Source organism: Blautia hansenii DSM 20583, assembly GCF_002222595.2.
Taxonomy (GTDB): domain Bacteria; phylum Bacillota; class Clostridia; order Lachnospirales; family Lachnospiraceae; genus Blautia; species Blautia hansenii.
Genome location: NZ_CP022413.2, coordinates 1204125 through 1218712, shown reverse-complemented (window position 1 = coordinate 1218712; position 14588 = coordinate 1204125). Strand labels below are relative to the sequence as shown.

The window sequence follows — 14588 nt, the reverse complement described above, 5'->3', positions numbered from 1 at the left end:
TCCTACACCTCCGTAATTTCAATTTCTTTAGTATTTCTTACAAACATAACAGCTGTCCTTGTGCTTCCAATCACTTCATTAACCTTCTTTTCTGACTTTGCCATTACCAACTCTTCCGCTGTAGCTTCATCAATCTCAGTAATCAAATCCAACTTAAACCACTGGGATATTGCATTTCCTTCAAAATACTCACTCTCGTCATCATCAATAATCTCTTGGTAGTAATCCGGATATCCCATATCCTCAGGTTCTTCTTCTGAAAAAGCAACATATCTCGCTACAAAAGATTTACTGCCTTCTGATTTAGGTGCTCTTAAAACCACCCATCCACCTTCATCCAATATATTGCGAAGTTTCTCTGTGCTTGTGCGTTTTCCAAGCTTCAACATCCAAACATATTTCTTGTCTTCAAGTATTTGCTTATGAGATTCAATAAAATTATTCTTCCCATAGCTTCTGAATCGAAAAAGAAGCATATTGGTATCTTTTGCAATTTTCATTACATCTGACTCCTCTCCGGAAAGCAAAGCAATTTCTCTCTGTAATATTCATACTGCATTTTCCTAAGTTTGATTTCTGCAGGCAGTCCTTCTTTAATATCTCCATTTAATTTGGCAAAAATATCTAATTTATCAATTAAATATAGTTGCACCTTTTTGTCAGGTACCTGGAATTTCAACTTTCTCAAATCTGAAATATTGAAATTGCTCACGGTAGCTCCTTTACCTTCAACAGAAGATATCTGATTTCTTACGATTTCACCTTGTAAAATATGCATCAAATATCTTGGATAAATAATATCTTGATCAGGTCTAAGAAGAACAACTCTTTGCCCCTGGCAACATTTGAAATTAGCTGGAATAATTCCAACATTTCCTATAGGTGCCTCTCGAGAAAATAAAATATCATTTTCCTGTGGCTCAATTCTTTTTATTCTGGTCAAATATTCATCCTCATCCACATATGAAAGATTACTGGTATCTATCTGGCCATTCACAAGATTGTAGTTTCTAATAACTGGTACTCCATTTTCCTTCCATTTTGGCGAAGTATGGGGGCAATCAACAATCTGACATACATCTTCAAGAGTTAACATTTCTACTTCATCTGAAAAAGTCAGCAATTGTGTTCTGTAATACTCAAACTGTTTATTTCTCGCTGTAAGCTCTGCTGTAAGCTCTGCTGTAAGCTCTGCTGTAAGCTCTGTGAAATTGTCCAAAATTCGGACAATTTCACTCTGCACCTCAATTGGAGGCACAGGAATAACTAAGTCTAACACCTTGGACATGTCGGGATGCTTTATTCCTGATCCTCTATAATATGACGATATATCTACCAATCTATTTTGCATACAATAATATAGATATTTATTACTCAATCTTTTTACATCCAATGAGGTTGCAATTCTATTATCACCCGTTATAAATTTCCCTTTATAATACTGTACTACTGGGTTTCCACCCCAAGGAATGCACACAATTTCACCTTCCGATAATACATCCGCTGTTTTCTCTTCATCAGCCCATAAATCCGATATACTTGTAGTTAATATTTTTACAGTACCATTTTCGGACTCAAGTTTTTTTAAATCCGCTGCGAGAAAATAATTATATTTCACAATGGTTTTCTGTTTTTCTTTGGCTACTGTATTAAACTTCTTATCCCATGCAGTAATAGACCAAATCGGCATATAAGCAACACCTTCTGGACAGAGTTCCATTAATAGCTCTTCTAATTTGCTCATTAATATCCCCCCTCAATCTCCGCAATAATTCTATCGATTTCATCTCTAAGAACCTGCTCTCTTGACACAATATCTACAATTTCTGAATTAAGTTTAGCAATATCAATCTTTTTACGAATATCAGCCGCTTCAATATATGTACTTACAGACAAATTATAATCATTTTGAGACACCTCATCATAGGTTGCCAAGTGGACAGTATGCTCAATCTCTCTCCGCTCAACAAACCACTTAATAATATTTTCAATATTATCATCTGTAAGCTTATTGTTATTGGTAACCTTGATACATTCATTTGTAGCATCAATAAAAAGAATATTATTATCCTTCTTTCCTTTTTTCATTACCATGATACATGTCGCAATAGAAGTACCAAAAAATAGATTATTTGGAAGTTGTATAATACAATCGATATAGTTATTATCTACCATATACTGGCGAATTTTCTTCTCAGCTCCGCCACGATACATAATACCTGGGAAACATACAATTGCTGCCGTTCCATTCGGTGCCAACCATGAAAGCGAATGCATGATAAATGCCATGTCTGCCTTACTCTTAGGTGCCAAAACTCCTGCAGGTGCAAATCTTGGATCGTTAATCAAAAGCGGGTTATCGTCCCCCGCCCATTTGATGGAATACGGCGGATTTGAAACAATCAATTCAAAAGGTTCATCGTCCCAATGCTGGGGATTTGTTAATGTATCCTCACACTCAATATCAAATTTATCAAAACCAATGTCATGCAAAAACATATTGATACGGCAAAGGTTGTAGGTAGTAATGTTGATTTCCTGTCCATAGAAGCCGCTCGTAACAGCCTCTTTTCCAAGAAGTTTTTCTGCCTTCAACAGCAATGAACCGGAACCACAGGCTGGATCATACACTTTATTGATAGTAGTCTTTCCTACAGTTCCAAGCTTTGTAAGAAGTACAGACACATCCGCCGGTGTAAAGAATTCACCACCAGATTTACCAGCATTGGAAGCATACATTGTCATAAGATACTCATATGCATCTCCGAAAGCATCGATATCATGATCCTTTACCGAACCAAGATTCATTGCAGCAACACCATCCAACAATTTTACAAGTCTCTCGTTTCGCTTGGCTACAGTACTTCCTAGCTTATTGCTGTTTACATCAAAATCATCGAATAAACCTGCAAAGCTATTTTCCGATTGGCTTCCCTGAGCTGATTCCTCGATATGACAAAATACTTGTTCCAAAGTTTCATTAAGATTTTCATCCAAACTTGCTCTCGCCCTTACATTGCAGAACAGTTCACTTGGAAGGATAAAGAACCCTTTTTCCTGAACCAAACCTTCACGTGCTTCTTCTGCTTCTTCATCAATCATTTTTGCATAATCAAAATCTATATTTCCAGCCTCAATCTCACCACTATTTATATACGCAGTAATATTCTCAGAAATATATCTATAAAACATGGTGCCAAGAACATAGTTCTTGAAATCCCATCCATCTACCGCTCCACGAAGTTCATCGGCAATCGCCCAAATCGCACGATGCAGTTCTTCTCTTTCCTGCTCTTTTTTAGTATCAATCATTTTGATTGTCCTCCATTTTCTCTAATTATTTGTCTGCATCGGCACTCTGTCCGCTTTCAATCCATGCATCCACTTCTGATATTTTGAATTTATACATTCTTCCCACTTTGTAATATGGAATTGTTCCCTTCTTTATCCAAGCACGAATTGTATCTTTGCTGCATCCTACATGCTTAGCGATTTCTTCCAAACTAAGCCATCTTTCCACATCATTAATATTACTCATATTAGTGTCCAACAACTTACCCTCCATTAAAATTCACTGTTTCTATGTTTCTCTACCAGCTCATCATAATATGTTTTGAGTCGTTCAAATTTTTTCTTGATAACCTCATCACTCTTGACAAGGGTAAACAACGCCACATATCTTTCCAGTCTCTTTTCCAGCTGTCTCATATCGGCTTTATATTCATATCCAAAAGTAATAACCTTTCCGGAATCATCCGTAAGTACAAAATCTCTGCCTTCCAGTTTTTCCACCTTCTCTTTTTCCACTTTTCTAAAATTCAGAAAATACTTCTGGGTACTTTGATCAAAGATTCTCTCTCCGATAATTGCCTTGCTTTCAGCCTCCGGATACAAAGACTCCATATCTATCAAAGGTGCAATCATAGCCGATGGTTCATCCATATCCATATTCAAACGCTTTAACATCATGGACAAAATCACCGACTTCGGTTCGCTCTTGCTTGCAATAGCATATTTTCCTATAATTCCACTTTTCTGCTCACATTCTGCAATAGCGGTTCTGTCAATCAATGCACTCTTTATCTCCCGGAATCCATGTACTAGAAATGCATTGAAGGATTCCTCTTCTGTCTTGTCTTTGAATATCATATCGAGATAAGGGAGATCCAAACACACCTCGACCTTTTCATCTGAAAGCTCATACAGCATTTCGAAAGCTATACCACCGTTAAATTCTGATTCTGGCACAGTCCACAGTTTTTTCCCCATAGCTTCTACTTCTTCCGGCTCCGCAAAATAATTGTATTCAGCAAACAAAAATTGTTGAAATCCCGGATCAATATATAAAATATCAGACTTCGCCTCATACATCATACACGCAGTAGCACATGCATCATGAAGGAAATTTGTCTTATTCATGATTCTGGGATTGGCCACTTGCTTTGTTGATTTCAATTTTTTGAAGATAGCTTCGAAAGTCATTTTATTAAACTGAAACTTTCTTTCTACGTATGATACCGCACAGAACTCCCTGAACACATCCGTGAAATCATCCCGACTGTCTGCACTCCGGAATACTCTATCTAAAGGACTTTTTTCCAAATCATGATCCGCTAGGATGGTATCATATGCAGAGCGATAAAACTCATGCGGTCTATCGTAAAAAGACTGATATGACGGATAATTCATAATGCAGAAAGTGAGCAGCATAGGATTAGAAGCAAATTCGCCGTGCTTATTCAGATATCCCTCGTTAAGATTTCTGGTAATTTCTGCCTTTACACTATCATCGCTAACAAGTTTATCTATTAAATCTCCTGTCTGTTTTTCGTCAAATGGCATCAGATATAGTCTGCTTCTAAACCCAATCGACTTTGCCACATCACATTCCCTGGATGTTATGACATATTGATTTAATGGATAAGTTTTTATCATGTCTCTCAACTTATGTTGAAATCCTGCAACATCCGAAGGATCTATCTCATCTAATCCATCCAGTAATATTTGACATTTACCTGCCCTTAATACCTTTTCTGCAGCCCTCTCATCAAATGAAGCATCAAACACATTAACGGATTTCACAATACTGTTAAACAGATCACATCCTGCAAATCTGTAATCTCTTAATTCAACCAATATAGGCATCACACCCGACTCAGAATATTTTTTCATTGATTCTACAAACAAGTGCCTCAACATCATCGATTTGCCCATACCACCATTAGCTATGAGTGCTACCATATTGGATTGTTCCGCAATTTTATCAAGAGTCGCATCTTGTATTACCGTTCCTCTGGCAGGCAAGCCTCTTCGCGAATACGCACTATCAACAGTACTAAGTGTATTGCAGATGAACACTTTTTCCATATCACATAACTCATCTGAAAAATTTGTCTTTACCTTTGAATACTCCGCCAGAGCTTTCTGCTCATACACTGGAAATAATTCTTTACTCTTTGTATTTTCATAAATATTTTTAACAATGTTCTCTGCGCTTCCAGATCCTTTTGCTATTTCACAAAATTGATGTCCGATAGCTACTATAAAAAGTTCCTTATCAATTTCATTGACAGTCGCAACTTTTATTCCGAATCTGTCCATAACCGTTACCAAAACACCATCATTTAGTTCCTTGATAACAATTTCCAAAAATCTATCTTCCTTGTATTTCTCTGCGATTTCTTGCCACACTGCAGGGTCAAAAGTTCTAGTACCATTCAACCATTTTTCATAGCTACTATCTGATGTAGGAAGTATTCCCCAGCTTTCTTCCGGAATTGCTGCCATTATCAAAAACTCTACTATCTTCTTTTTTGCTCTGTGGTTAGTTAATCCGCCAGAGGATCTTGACATATAAAAATTCAAGAAAAACTCATCGAATTTCAGTCTCAATAATCAATCCCTCTTTTCTCTGTCTGTATTGTCCGTGAAATGTCTGCGAACTATCGTGAAATGTCCGTGTTCCTGTCAGGGAACTTTTCCCCCGCCTATTCTAAAATATTCAATGTAAAGGCAATACCTCTAAGGTACAAATGAGGTGATTTGAACTCATTACTATATTAATTCAATCAAACTCAATCCCACTTATTCACGTTTAATTGTACATCAAAAGAACTTTTTTCTCAAGATAAATCTACGCCTTTACACAGAAAATCTATTTCGTCCAGAGCATGACCATAAACTGCTCCATCGCATCTCAACTGCCGGACGCGGCATCTTCTTAGAGTTGCAATGTGATGAACCCATTAACTGCATCAGGGGCTAAGAAGCCTGATTACTTATTTTACGGAACGGAGACGTAACCATGAATAAGTCAATCGATGCATTCTTGAATTTCATATCAGAGCCTTCGTTCCGCATTCAGCGGTTGGAGGCCACATCATATGGAATTCAAAGAAAATGTACAGACAAACAACGTAACTACTAACCCAGCACCTTCCACAGTTTACATCCCTATGGTTATAGATATGGAAGCATTCAAGGAAAACGGCTTCATCGCAGGTGTAACTGCTGCTGATATCCGCCACAACTGGCGTGTCGGCAATCGTTACTGTGATGTAGTGTTAGTTCCTGCAACAGAAACTGAAAGACATGAATATCTTCGCATGGTAACGGATGAATTTAAGAAGGAAGACCGTGACGCCCGTTGCTTCGTTTCAGATGGAAAAGGACATCTTATTAAATGCCCGGAATGTAACCGCTGCAGCGAATGTGCTTACAACCTTTCTTGGAACAAGGAATCCGGTAGAACCAAGACCTTCAGCGAGCTTGCAATGGTCAATGACACTGATGAAGTGACAGAATTTGACCCAGCTGCGCCGAACGATTACAACACAGCTGATACTTACGAAAAGATTTTGGAAGCACTTATCGACCATCTGCACACTCTCACAGGTCTGAAGAATCTCGACCGCCTTATAGCAGTCATTAAGCACAGAGTGGACGAGCATACCATTGTAGAAACAGCAGAAAAAATCGGTTGTGGCAAAAGCACCGTCGATTCCGATTTGGACAAGCTCTACCCTATCGTAAAAGAGTTCCTGCAGAACTACCGTTAAGCAGCACGAAAGCCAGTGAGGTCATTTCCCCACTGGCTTCTTTTGCTTTCATTTGAGCATATATTACACACATTTTCTCACATTCAACTGATATCTATCATGCTGAATAATGCTTTTTACCGCCTGCTTCAATGTTCTCGCTCTGCCATGCTGATGATATGGATGCTGGAATTGGTGCTTATGAAAGATAATACAATTTTCCTCTGTTGGGAATTCACAACAATGTAAGTACCAATAATGACCGGTATTTCTACTCTGTATAGTGACATCATAGGCATCTTGCACCAGAACATTGAAATATTCGGAATCTATTTCCTGTAAATACTTCTCACTAAACATTTAACCCTCCCGCTTTTCAAAGTACTCCCGAATCGCCTCTTCCAGTATCTGATCCACCCTATCCGGTTCCATCTTGGCAAAATACTGCTGAATCAATCGTGCCGGGACCTTTACAACCGGAAGCTTCTTATTCGGATCAGCCATTTTAATATACTGTCTCACTCTCCCCGGAGTAAGTTCCCCGGCATGCTCACGAAGTTTAATAACCTGGTGCTGGCTAAGCTTCACATGCATTTCCTTCATCGCATCATGAATCATTTCCTGTTCTTCCTTTGTCAGATAGGATAACTGAATCGCAATCTTCATTCCCAGGCTTCCTTTGTCTACTTTATCCTTCAAAGGTTCTATCAGATGATTCACTCGAAGTAATCTCGCCACAGAGCTACCGGAAAGGCCATATTCTGCACCCACTGCATCTCTGGACCATAACTTCTGGTCACGGTGACCAGAAGTTGACTCTTTTCCTTCCAACTTTGCAATTTCCCTTAGAATATCATTTCTCTTTCCCTGAGACATTACCTTATCATATCTCTCCTGCAACACAGCTGCCTTTTCGGAAATCTCCATATCTGTAAAAGACCTCTGCATCAGATTGGTTTCAATCACGTAAACATAAGCCTCTTCTTCCGTCAGTTCCGCTTTAACAATAGCCGGAACAGTTTTAAGCCCCGCAATCCTTGCTGCATTCTGTCTGTTATGACCGGAAAGCATTTCATACCCATCCCCTGTTTTCAATACAATCACCGGATTCAAAACACCATGTTCCTTAATGCTCTCCACCATATCTTCCAATCGCTCGCCTTCGTACAGGCGAAATGGATGGTTATGGAACGGCTTGATACTTTCAATCGAAAGTTCTCGAATATCATTGTTATTACGTACCTCTTCTTCTCCCACTAATACGTCAACTGCGTCAAATACCTTTCTTTTTGGTGCATTAGCTTTCATATCCAATCAACTCCTTTGCAAAATTTCTATATGCGATACCCGCCGTAGACTTCGGACTGTACTGTTCCACTGCCATATTGTAATAAACAGCTTCTCCAACCTTTATCGTAGTTGGAATGCAAGTATGGAATACTCTTATCTGCCCCTTGAAGGTTTCATTTACTTCTTCCATCAAAACCTTACACAGATTTGTTCTGGAATCACACATCGTGAGTAATATCCCTGCTATCTCTAACCTTGGGTTAATTCTGTGCTTAATCTTCGAAACCGTCTTTATAAAATCCTGCAAACCCATCATTGCCAGCAACTGAGGATTTACCGGAATAATGACACTATCTGCAGCCACCAATGCATTGATGGTAAGACTGCCTAAAGTCGGAGCCGTATCTACCAAAATATAGTCGTATCTGTCTCTTAACGACTCCAGAATATTACTAAGCATTTTTTCTGCCCCCATTTCCAATCGAAGCTTCGTATCCACAGCTGAGAGGTAAACATTAGCAGAAATAAAATCAATACCTGCATTATTCTGTATGAAATCATCTGCCACTATCGGTTCATCTTCAATCTCTGCCATCATCAGATGCCCAATAGTTTTTTCTTCATTTCTTAGATCCTCAATCCCCATACAAGTAGACAGGTTGCCCTGACTGTCAAAATCGACAGCCAGAACCTTTTTTCCTAAGGATGTAAGTGCATATGCCAAATTGAATGTTGTAACAGTCTTGCCTACACCGCCCTTTTGCGAACCACAAACAATAATCTTTCCCATCATGCGTTGTACCTTCCTTTCTGCTCCGCTACATACGATTTCAGCAAGCGTTCCTTTTCTTCTTCATATCGCTTTTCTAACTTCCGCAACTCCGTTTCCATAAAAGCCTTTTCGGCAGCCTTCCGTGCAGCCAACGCTTCATCCTTTGTAATCACAATCTTGCCATCCTCACACCGAACCAACACAGAGTCTCCCGGTTCAAACCCTAACTCAGCCAACCATTTTCCCTGAATACGAATCCCCGGTACACGACTGTAGTTATATCCACAAGTCTCACTTACAGTGAGTTCTCTAAACTCTTTTCTCTGTTTTGCCATAAGCTTGTCTCCTTTTTTTCAAATTCTTTAATTTTTACATAGTCTTATGTGCCAAAATGTGCTATACTTACCTTGATGTAACTCCAAAACATTTCAGAAAGAAGTCGCCATGAGTGACGAAAAACGCAGCTCTTATCGTGGGCTCACGGAAGCCCGCCGAAGAGCCAACAAAAAATACAATGAACGCTTCTGTGAAGTGAAGGTCCGTATGACTCCTGAAAAAAGAACCATCATTCAGGAACACGCCGCCTCCATGGGTGAAAGCGCTACTGCCTTTATCAACCGTGCCATCGATGAAGCAATGGCTCGTGACAAACAGAATAACGAGAAATTAAAAAATCCGGCTGATGCAATTTTATTAAAATCACATCGCCGGGTTTCTTAATGCTAACACACCTTTTGGCTTATCTATATTTATCTTTTCAGCTCATTTTTCACTTAAAATCCAGTCTTTTCAAACCGTGTAAAACCTGTGTAAAAGTACATCCTTAGTCCGTCTAACCCTTGTAAAATCAAGCTTTTCAGAGATTTGCCAGTATATTGCCGTGGCAAATAAAGAGTACTTTTATCATTGTTGCATAACCTCGCATTTCTTAGTTTTTCTTGGTATTTCGGGCTTTGTGAGCCTTTGTAAATTTTTGCTTTCTGGCATAACCTGGTTTATTTTCGCATAATATCGTCCGCAAAAGGTGTAAAATAAGGTGTATGTTTTTCTATTTTACACCTTGCTATTTTCAATTAAAAATCGTAATTACACAACCTGAATCCGGGCAACTTCTTCCCTGGCATCCTCAAGATTTACATGCGTATATGTATTCAGCGTTACGCTGATATCTGAGTGGCCCATCAAATATTGCAATGCTTTTGGATTCATTCCTGATTTTGCCATATTTGAGCAATAGGTATGCCGACATACATAAGGTGTAATATTTGGCATCTGTACTCGGTAAATGTCATTGTATGCTCTTCAAAGGAATACCAAAGATCAGACCGAGGTCAATACATCCAGCCGGCGAGTTGCAAGACAAGTACTTATTTATCTGGAAAGTGCAGATAAAAATGCAAAACCACATGCTAAGGGAGATCTGCAGTATCGTCTTTTTTTATTCTTCTACCTTCCACTCTCTGGTATCAAAGATGTGAAGATGTAGTGCTTCTGAAATATATCCCAACAATTCGCAGCCTGCGATACAGTTTCCTTTTTTATCAAGAGACGGTCCGTAGATCCCGATTCCCATTTTCTTTTTCGATACACTAAGCAGGCCGCCGCCGACTCCGCTCTTAGTCGGAATTCCTGTTCTTAACGCAAATTCACCTGATCCGTCATACATCCCGCAGGTGAGCATAATGGTCTGTACCATCCGTACAGTCTGAGATGAGATCAGACGTTTTCCGGTAGATAATTGCACTCCGTCATTTGCAAGCAAAAGACCGAACATTGCCAAATCTCTTGCATTTACCGACATGGAACACATCTTTGTATAAAAGGTAACACTATCTTCTACATCGGTATCAATGATCTCCTTACTTTTTAAAAGATAGGCAATCGCCTTATTTCTTGCGCAAGTCGCCATCTCAGACTGAAATACAGCTTCGTCTACTGCAATCTCCGGATCTTCACATACGTCCTGCATATACTTCTGCATATCTTCGATGGAATAGTGGTTTACAAGCAGGCTCGCAACCGTGATTGCTCCAGAATTGATCATCGGATTAAAGGGCCGGTTACTTCGGTTATCCAGTTCTACCAGTGAGTTAAAAGCCTCCCCTGACGGCTCCACACCAACATGTTCAAACACAAACTCTGCTCCAAATGTTTCCAGTGCCAGACACAGTGCCATTACTTTGGAAATGGACTGTATCGTAAATCTGTCTTCTGTATTTCCGGTCTCAAATTGATTGCCGTCTATTGTATAAAGGCAGATCCCCAGTTTATTCTTATCTGCCTTGGCAAGCTCCGGAATATACGATGCAACACTTCCATACCGGATCACACCTTTTCCGATACGGATGGCATTTTCCAGTATTCTCATAACCTCTTCTGATTTCATCATATTCTCCTTTTCGCTCAGTCATAATCCCCTTACAACTGCTATTTTCTAAGTACTAAGATACATCATTTTCCGGCTTCAATCAACCACCATTTTTTGCTGAAACCCGACGGAATAAGATAGACAAAAAAGTGCCCGCATTGTATATTATTAGTAGTTTGAAACTGGGGAATATGCAAAGGGGAAAACGTATCATGAATCTAATTTCACAATACAAAGATCTTAGAAAAGAAAACTATGTCTTATGCTTCGGACGCTTTGTGACGGCCATTGGGGCAATGGTCCGTCCGATGCTGACGGTGATCTGTTCTCAATCACTTAATGATATATTTTGTTCCTCTGCCTTTTCCTTCAACTGCAATCACACCCTTTTTCTCCATAGCTTTCAGTAATTGTGTTGTTTTTGATTTGCCAAATGGGACATATGGTGCAATTTCACTTATTGGTTTCAGCATCGTCTTACTTAAAAATTTGTAAATCACTTTTTCGTCTTCGGTTAAATTGACATTCGTTTCAAATATCGGTAGTACAATTTTTATAGCATTTTCTGACACTTCAAATTCTGGTTTTATCAAACTCTCTGCATACAGTTGTTTGATTCGTGTAATTCCTGTTCCAAATATCTCTACTAGTCCCAGTCTGTAAAATACATTTGCAAGATTTCTATTTCTTAAAATAGATAGTTTACCTGATAAATATTCTTCTGCCGTTATTCCAGCCGGCAATCCACCAGGAGACACTACTTCTATTCTATCATCAAACATAGAAACTCTGATGTGTGAATTAATATCCCATACCCTATGAATCAAAGCATTTGCAATTGCTTCTCTGAAAGCTGCTTCCGGTATTTTCTCTACCATCTTTCTGTCAGCCCCCTGTATTACTTCATATTGGTAATAATCTCTAAATACAGCAAGTGCTTTTTCATATATTTCTAAAACCGATATATGTTCAAACGTTACTCTTTTTTGAATAATACTGATATTCTCACCGAACTTAACAATATCAATTCCTGAAAAATGATTTTTATCTGCCAAAAGTCCCGCTGCATTATTATAACCATTTATATTGTCATACAGGTTCAATGTCTTTAAAGTATCTTGATTGAAAGTTTCAATGTAAATATTTTCTTTCAGTTTACACTGTAAAATTTTAAAAGATAGCTCCTGATCTTTACAAGGTAATTCTTCGAAACTAATATTTTTTCCTTCTAATATAAGCCTTGAAAATTCCAATGTATCTACCTCTATCGTTGCTGTATCATTTCGTTTGTATGCTTTTGATTTATATAAATACGGTTTTTGAAGACCACTTTTTACAGTAAGTTTTATCGTCTGGTCATTATTCTGTATTTCAAGTGTATAGTTTGGTTGAGGTGATATACTGTCATTGATTTTATTTTCGATATCCTGACAGGCCTGTTTTACATCTGGCAATCCTTTCACATTTCCATTATCATCAACCCCAAAAAGAATTGTTCCACCATTGTAATTCGAAAAGGCACTAACTGTTTTCAAAAAAGTATTCGTAATCGTTTCCTTGAATTCTAATATTCTTGTTTCACGCATAGTAATCGTTCCCTTTCCAACCATAATGATTATATTATATGCAAAAACGTGCAAAAAATCAATCGTATTTTTTTACGATTGATTTTTTAATCAATTTTGAGTGTAGTATTATTTTTTGACCAACTGAATTATGACAACTTTTTTAATTATTCCGATCCGGTCTTCCAAAGGTATAAATAAGGTGTAAATTATTGGTTAATCCTCAAGAAATCCAATAAAATCAAGGCTTTCACAGCGTACATTAAATATTGCCGTGGCAGATGAATAATACTTTAATCATTATATTTTCCTCCTGAACTCTCTCTTTTTTCCCTATTTTACGCACTTTTTTTATTTTTTCAAGATATACTATTTTTCAAAAAAATAGCAAAAATGGAATAACATGTCAATTCAAGACCAAGTATAATAATTTTGAAGGGGCAATTGTTAGTCTCTGTTTAGAGGATGCATCACTCATCTTCATCGCTCTCAACCGTTTTTTCATCAAAATCTTCAATTGTTTCTGTATCATTTCAGCCGTCTTCACACTCTCTGCTAATATCTGCGTTGTTGCAAAACTATTGGCAACAACTTTTGATACCAAAAAACTTTCTGCCATTGCATTCATACTTTTTATCATTTCTGATTGAGTTATTCCCAAATTCATATTTGCATAAGCTTTTCCGACAGAGCTCAAAGCATCTACTACACCACTCTTATAAACAGCTGTCATTGGTTTCAGCATTTCTTGAACCTTTGCATTAAAACCTATTACAACATCTTCAAATGTATCCAATCTCTCCGAGAGACTGGGAATTTATCTGGCTCATCAACATACACGTTAAATAATATTTTTCATAAATGTTTCTTCTATTATAATTTTTTACCAATCTCCTCAAGTTCTTTCATTGCATTGACATTTTTTGCAAGTTCATCTCTGGCATTAGCATAATAGGATTTCTGGAAAAGCATATCCCATGACAGGTAGCTAGCCATACAATCAAATTGCTTGCAAATCAACTCATACTGTATACTATCAATTGGAGAACCTCCAACGATAATAACACCTACTTTTTTATTTTTCAATTGCAATCCACGACAATAGCATTTATCAATGATAAGCTTTAATTGTGCTGACATTCCCCACCAATACACTGGTGTAGCAAAAAGAATCATATCTGCTGCGGCTATTTTATCAATTGTTGGATTTGTATCATCGCTGTCTACACATCCTTTATAACATTGACAAGTTTCACACCCCTTACAAGGTGCTATATGAAGCCTATCTGGCTCAATAACTTCAATTTCATTCTTTTCCAACGCACCTTTCACAAATGCCTCTATCGCTGTCAAGGTGTTCCCTTTTCTTGCGCTTCCATTTATAATTACTATTTTCATACTGCTATCCTCCATTTACAATCCGATTTCTATAATTTAACAAGTAAACCAGTTGTCTCATTTATGTCATAAATTATAGCACAAACCTCTAAACTTCATAAAAGAAAAACTTTTTAGTATCAATTATCTGCGACATTCTGAAAATACACATTTAACTT

General features: G+C 37.9%; 15 protein-coding genes and 1 pseudogene. 2 read left to right on the top strand and 14 right to left on the bottom strand.

The annotated features are described in order from the left end of the window. Positions 1 to 2: 2 nt before the first annotated feature. Genes CGC63_RS05970 through CGC63_RS05950 form a run of 5 tightly spaced genes read right to left on the bottom strand, consistent with a single transcriptional unit; the run spans position 3 to position 5853 of the window. Positions 3 to 500, bottom strand: coding sequence for a hypothetical protein (locus tag CGC63_RS05970; protein ID WP_004222576.1), 498 nt, complete (start codon positions 498 to 500; stop codon positions 3 to 5). After that, positions 500 to 1744, bottom strand: coding sequence for a restriction endonuclease subunit S (locus CGC63_RS05965; RefSeq protein ID WP_004222580.1), 1245 nt, complete (start codon positions 1742 to 1744; stop codon positions 500 to 502). The genes CGC63_RS05970 and CGC63_RS05965 overlap by 1 nt, the downstream gene beginning before the upstream one ends. Further along, positions 1744 to 3312, bottom strand: a complete 1569-nt coding sequence (locus CGC63_RS05960) for a type I restriction-modification system subunit M (protein WP_004222582.1) — start codon at positions 3310 to 3312, stop codon at positions 1744 to 1746. The genes CGC63_RS05965 and CGC63_RS05960 overlap by 1 nt, the downstream gene beginning before the upstream one ends. A 25-nt stretch (positions 3313 to 3337) precedes the next feature. Then, positions 3338 to 3538, bottom strand: coding sequence for a helix-turn-helix domain-containing protein (locus tag CGC63_RS05955; RefSeq protein ID WP_040351258.1), 201 nt, complete (start codon positions 3536 to 3538; stop codon positions 3338 to 3340). Between the two features lie 26 nt (positions 3539 to 3564). Next, complete coding sequence (locus CGC63_RS05950; RefSeq protein ID WP_004222588.1) at positions 3565 to 5853, bottom strand: NACHT domain-containing protein; 2289 nt, start codon at positions 5851 to 5853, stop codon at positions 3565 to 3567. A 530-nt stretch (positions 5854 to 6383) separates the two neighbouring features. On the opposite strand from CGC63_RS05950, the gene CGC63_RS05945 reads away from it, so the two are divergent. Then, positions 6384 to 7058, top strand: coding sequence for a hypothetical protein (locus tag CGC63_RS05945; protein ID WP_089438671.1), 675 nt, complete (start codon positions 6384 to 6386; stop codon positions 7056 to 7058). 63 nt (positions 7059 to 7121) lie between these two features. Here CGC63_RS05945 and CGC63_RS05940 read toward each other — a convergent pair whose 3' ends face one another. The 4 genes from CGC63_RS05940 to CGC63_RS05925 are packed head-to-tail and all read right to left on the bottom strand — an operon-like array spanning position 7122 to position 9434. Next, positions 7122 to 7397: a hypothetical protein gene (locus tag CGC63_RS05940; protein WP_004222593.1), complete on the bottom strand. Its 276-nt coding sequence runs from the start codon at positions 7395 to 7397 to the stop codon at positions 7122 to 7124. Further along, positions 7398 to 8345, bottom strand: coding sequence for a ParB N-terminal domain-containing protein (locus CGC63_RS05935; protein ID WP_004222596.1), 948 nt, complete (start codon positions 8343 to 8345; stop codon positions 7398 to 7400). Then, positions 8335 to 9120, bottom strand: a complete 786-nt coding sequence (locus tag CGC63_RS05930) for a ParA family protein (protein WP_004222598.1) — start codon at positions 9118 to 9120, stop codon at positions 8335 to 8337. The genes CGC63_RS05935 and CGC63_RS05930 overlap by 11 nt, the downstream gene beginning before the upstream one ends. Next, positions 9117 to 9434 (bottom strand): SymE family type I addiction module toxin, encoded by a 318-nt coding sequence (locus tag CGC63_RS05925; RefSeq protein ID WP_004222600.1) that lies wholly within the window; start codon positions 9432 to 9434, stop codon positions 9117 to 9119. The genes CGC63_RS05930 and CGC63_RS05925 overlap by 4 nt, the downstream gene beginning before the upstream one ends. Positions 9435 to 9543: 109 nt before the next feature. On the opposite strand from CGC63_RS05925, the gene CGC63_RS05920 reads away from it, so the two are divergent. Next, positions 9544 to 9819 carry a hypothetical protein gene (locus CGC63_RS05920; protein ID WP_004222603.1) on the top strand — a complete coding sequence of 92 codons (276 nt, stop codon included), beginning with the start codon at positions 9544 to 9546 and terminating at the stop codon, positions 9817 to 9819. Between the two features lie 366 nt (positions 9820 to 10185). Here CGC63_RS05920 and CGC63_RS05915 read toward each other — a convergent pair. The 5 genes and pseudogenes from CGC63_RS05915 to CGC63_RS05895 all read right to left on the bottom strand — a co-directional run. Then, positions 10186 to 10395: pseudogene (locus CGC63_RS05915) on the bottom strand (tyrosine-type recombinase/integrase); the annotation flags it as partial. Positions 10396 to 10537: 142 nt separating this feature from the next. After that, the gene (gene glsA, locus CGC63_RS05910; RefSeq protein WP_004222609.1) at positions 10538 to 11488 is read right to left on the bottom strand and encodes a glutaminase A; all 951 of its coding nucleotides are present in this window, start codon (positions 11486 to 11488) and stop codon (positions 10538 to 10540) included. Positions 11489 to 11799: 311 nt separating this feature from the next. Continuing rightward, positions 11800 to 13077 (bottom strand): RNA-binding domain-containing protein, encoded by a 1278-nt coding sequence (locus CGC63_RS05905; RefSeq protein WP_004222611.1) that lies wholly within the window; start codon positions 13075 to 13077, stop codon positions 11800 to 11802. Positions 13078 to 13438: 361 nt separating this feature from the next. Continuing rightward, complete coding sequence (locus tag CGC63_RS05900) at positions 13439 to 13828, bottom strand: hypothetical protein (RefSeq protein WP_004222614.1); 390 nt, start codon at positions 13826 to 13828, stop codon at positions 13439 to 13441. 77 nt (positions 13829 to 13905) lie between these two features. Continuing rightward, positions 13906 to 14430, bottom strand: a complete 525-nt coding sequence (locus tag CGC63_RS05895) for a flavodoxin family protein (protein ID WP_009246669.1) — start codon at positions 14428 to 14430, stop codon at positions 13906 to 13908. Positions 14431 to 14588: the final 158 nt, after the last annotated feature.

Bases quoted from the DNA above. Each gene is read 5' to 3' on its own strand.
- CGC63_RS05970 (WP_004222576.1), bottom strand. From the start codon at position 500: ATGAAAATTGCAAAAGATACCAATATGCTTCTTTTTCGATTCAGAAGC.
- CGC63_RS05965 (WP_004222580.1), bottom strand. From the start codon at position 1,744: ATGAGCAAATTAGAAGAGCTATTAATGGAACTCTGTCCAGAAGGTGTT.
- CGC63_RS05960 (WP_004222582.1), bottom strand. From the start codon at position 3,312: ATGATTGATACTAAAAAAGAGCAGGAAAGAGAAGAACTGCATCGTGCG.
- CGC63_RS05955 (WP_040351258.1), bottom strand. From the start codon at position 3,538: ATGAGTAATATTAATGATGTGGAAAGATGGCTTAGTTTGGAAGAAATC.
- CGC63_RS05950 (WP_004222588.1), bottom strand. From the start codon at position 5,853: ATGTCAAGATCCTCTGGCGGATTAACTAACCACAGAGCAAAAAAGAAG.
- CGC63_RS05945 (WP_089438671.1), top strand. From the start codon at position 6,384: ATGGAATTCAAAGAAAATGTACAGACAAACAACGTAACTACTAACCCA.
- CGC63_RS05940 (WP_004222593.1), bottom strand. From the start codon at position 7,397: ATGTTTAGTGAGAAGTATTTACAGGAAATAGATTCCGAATATTTCAAT.
- CGC63_RS05935 (WP_004222596.1), bottom strand. From the start codon at position 8,345: ATGAAAGCTAATGCACCAAAAAGAAAGGTATTTGACGCAGTTGACGTA.
- CGC63_RS05930 (WP_004222598.1), bottom strand. From the start codon at position 9,120: ATGATGGGAAAGATTATTGTTTGTGGTTCGCAAAAGGGCGGTGTAGGC.
- CGC63_RS05925 (WP_004222600.1), bottom strand. From the start codon at position 9,434: ATGGCAAAACAGAGAAAAGAGTTTAGAGAACTCACTGTAAGTGAGACT.
- CGC63_RS05920 (WP_004222603.1), top strand. From the start codon at position 9,544: ATGAGTGACGAAAAACGCAGCTCTTATCGTGGGCTCACGGAAGCCCGC.
- glsA (WP_004222609.1), bottom strand. From the start codon at position 11,488: ATGATGAAATCAGAAGAGGTTATGAGAATACTGGAAAATGCCATCCGT.
- CGC63_RS05905 (WP_004222611.1), bottom strand. From the start codon at position 13,077: ATGGTTGGAAAGGGAACGATTACTATGCGTGAAACAAGAATATTAGAA.
- CGC63_RS05895 (WP_009246669.1), bottom strand. From the start codon at position 14,430: ATGAAAATAGTAATTATAAATGGAAGCGCAAGAAAAGGGAACACCTTG.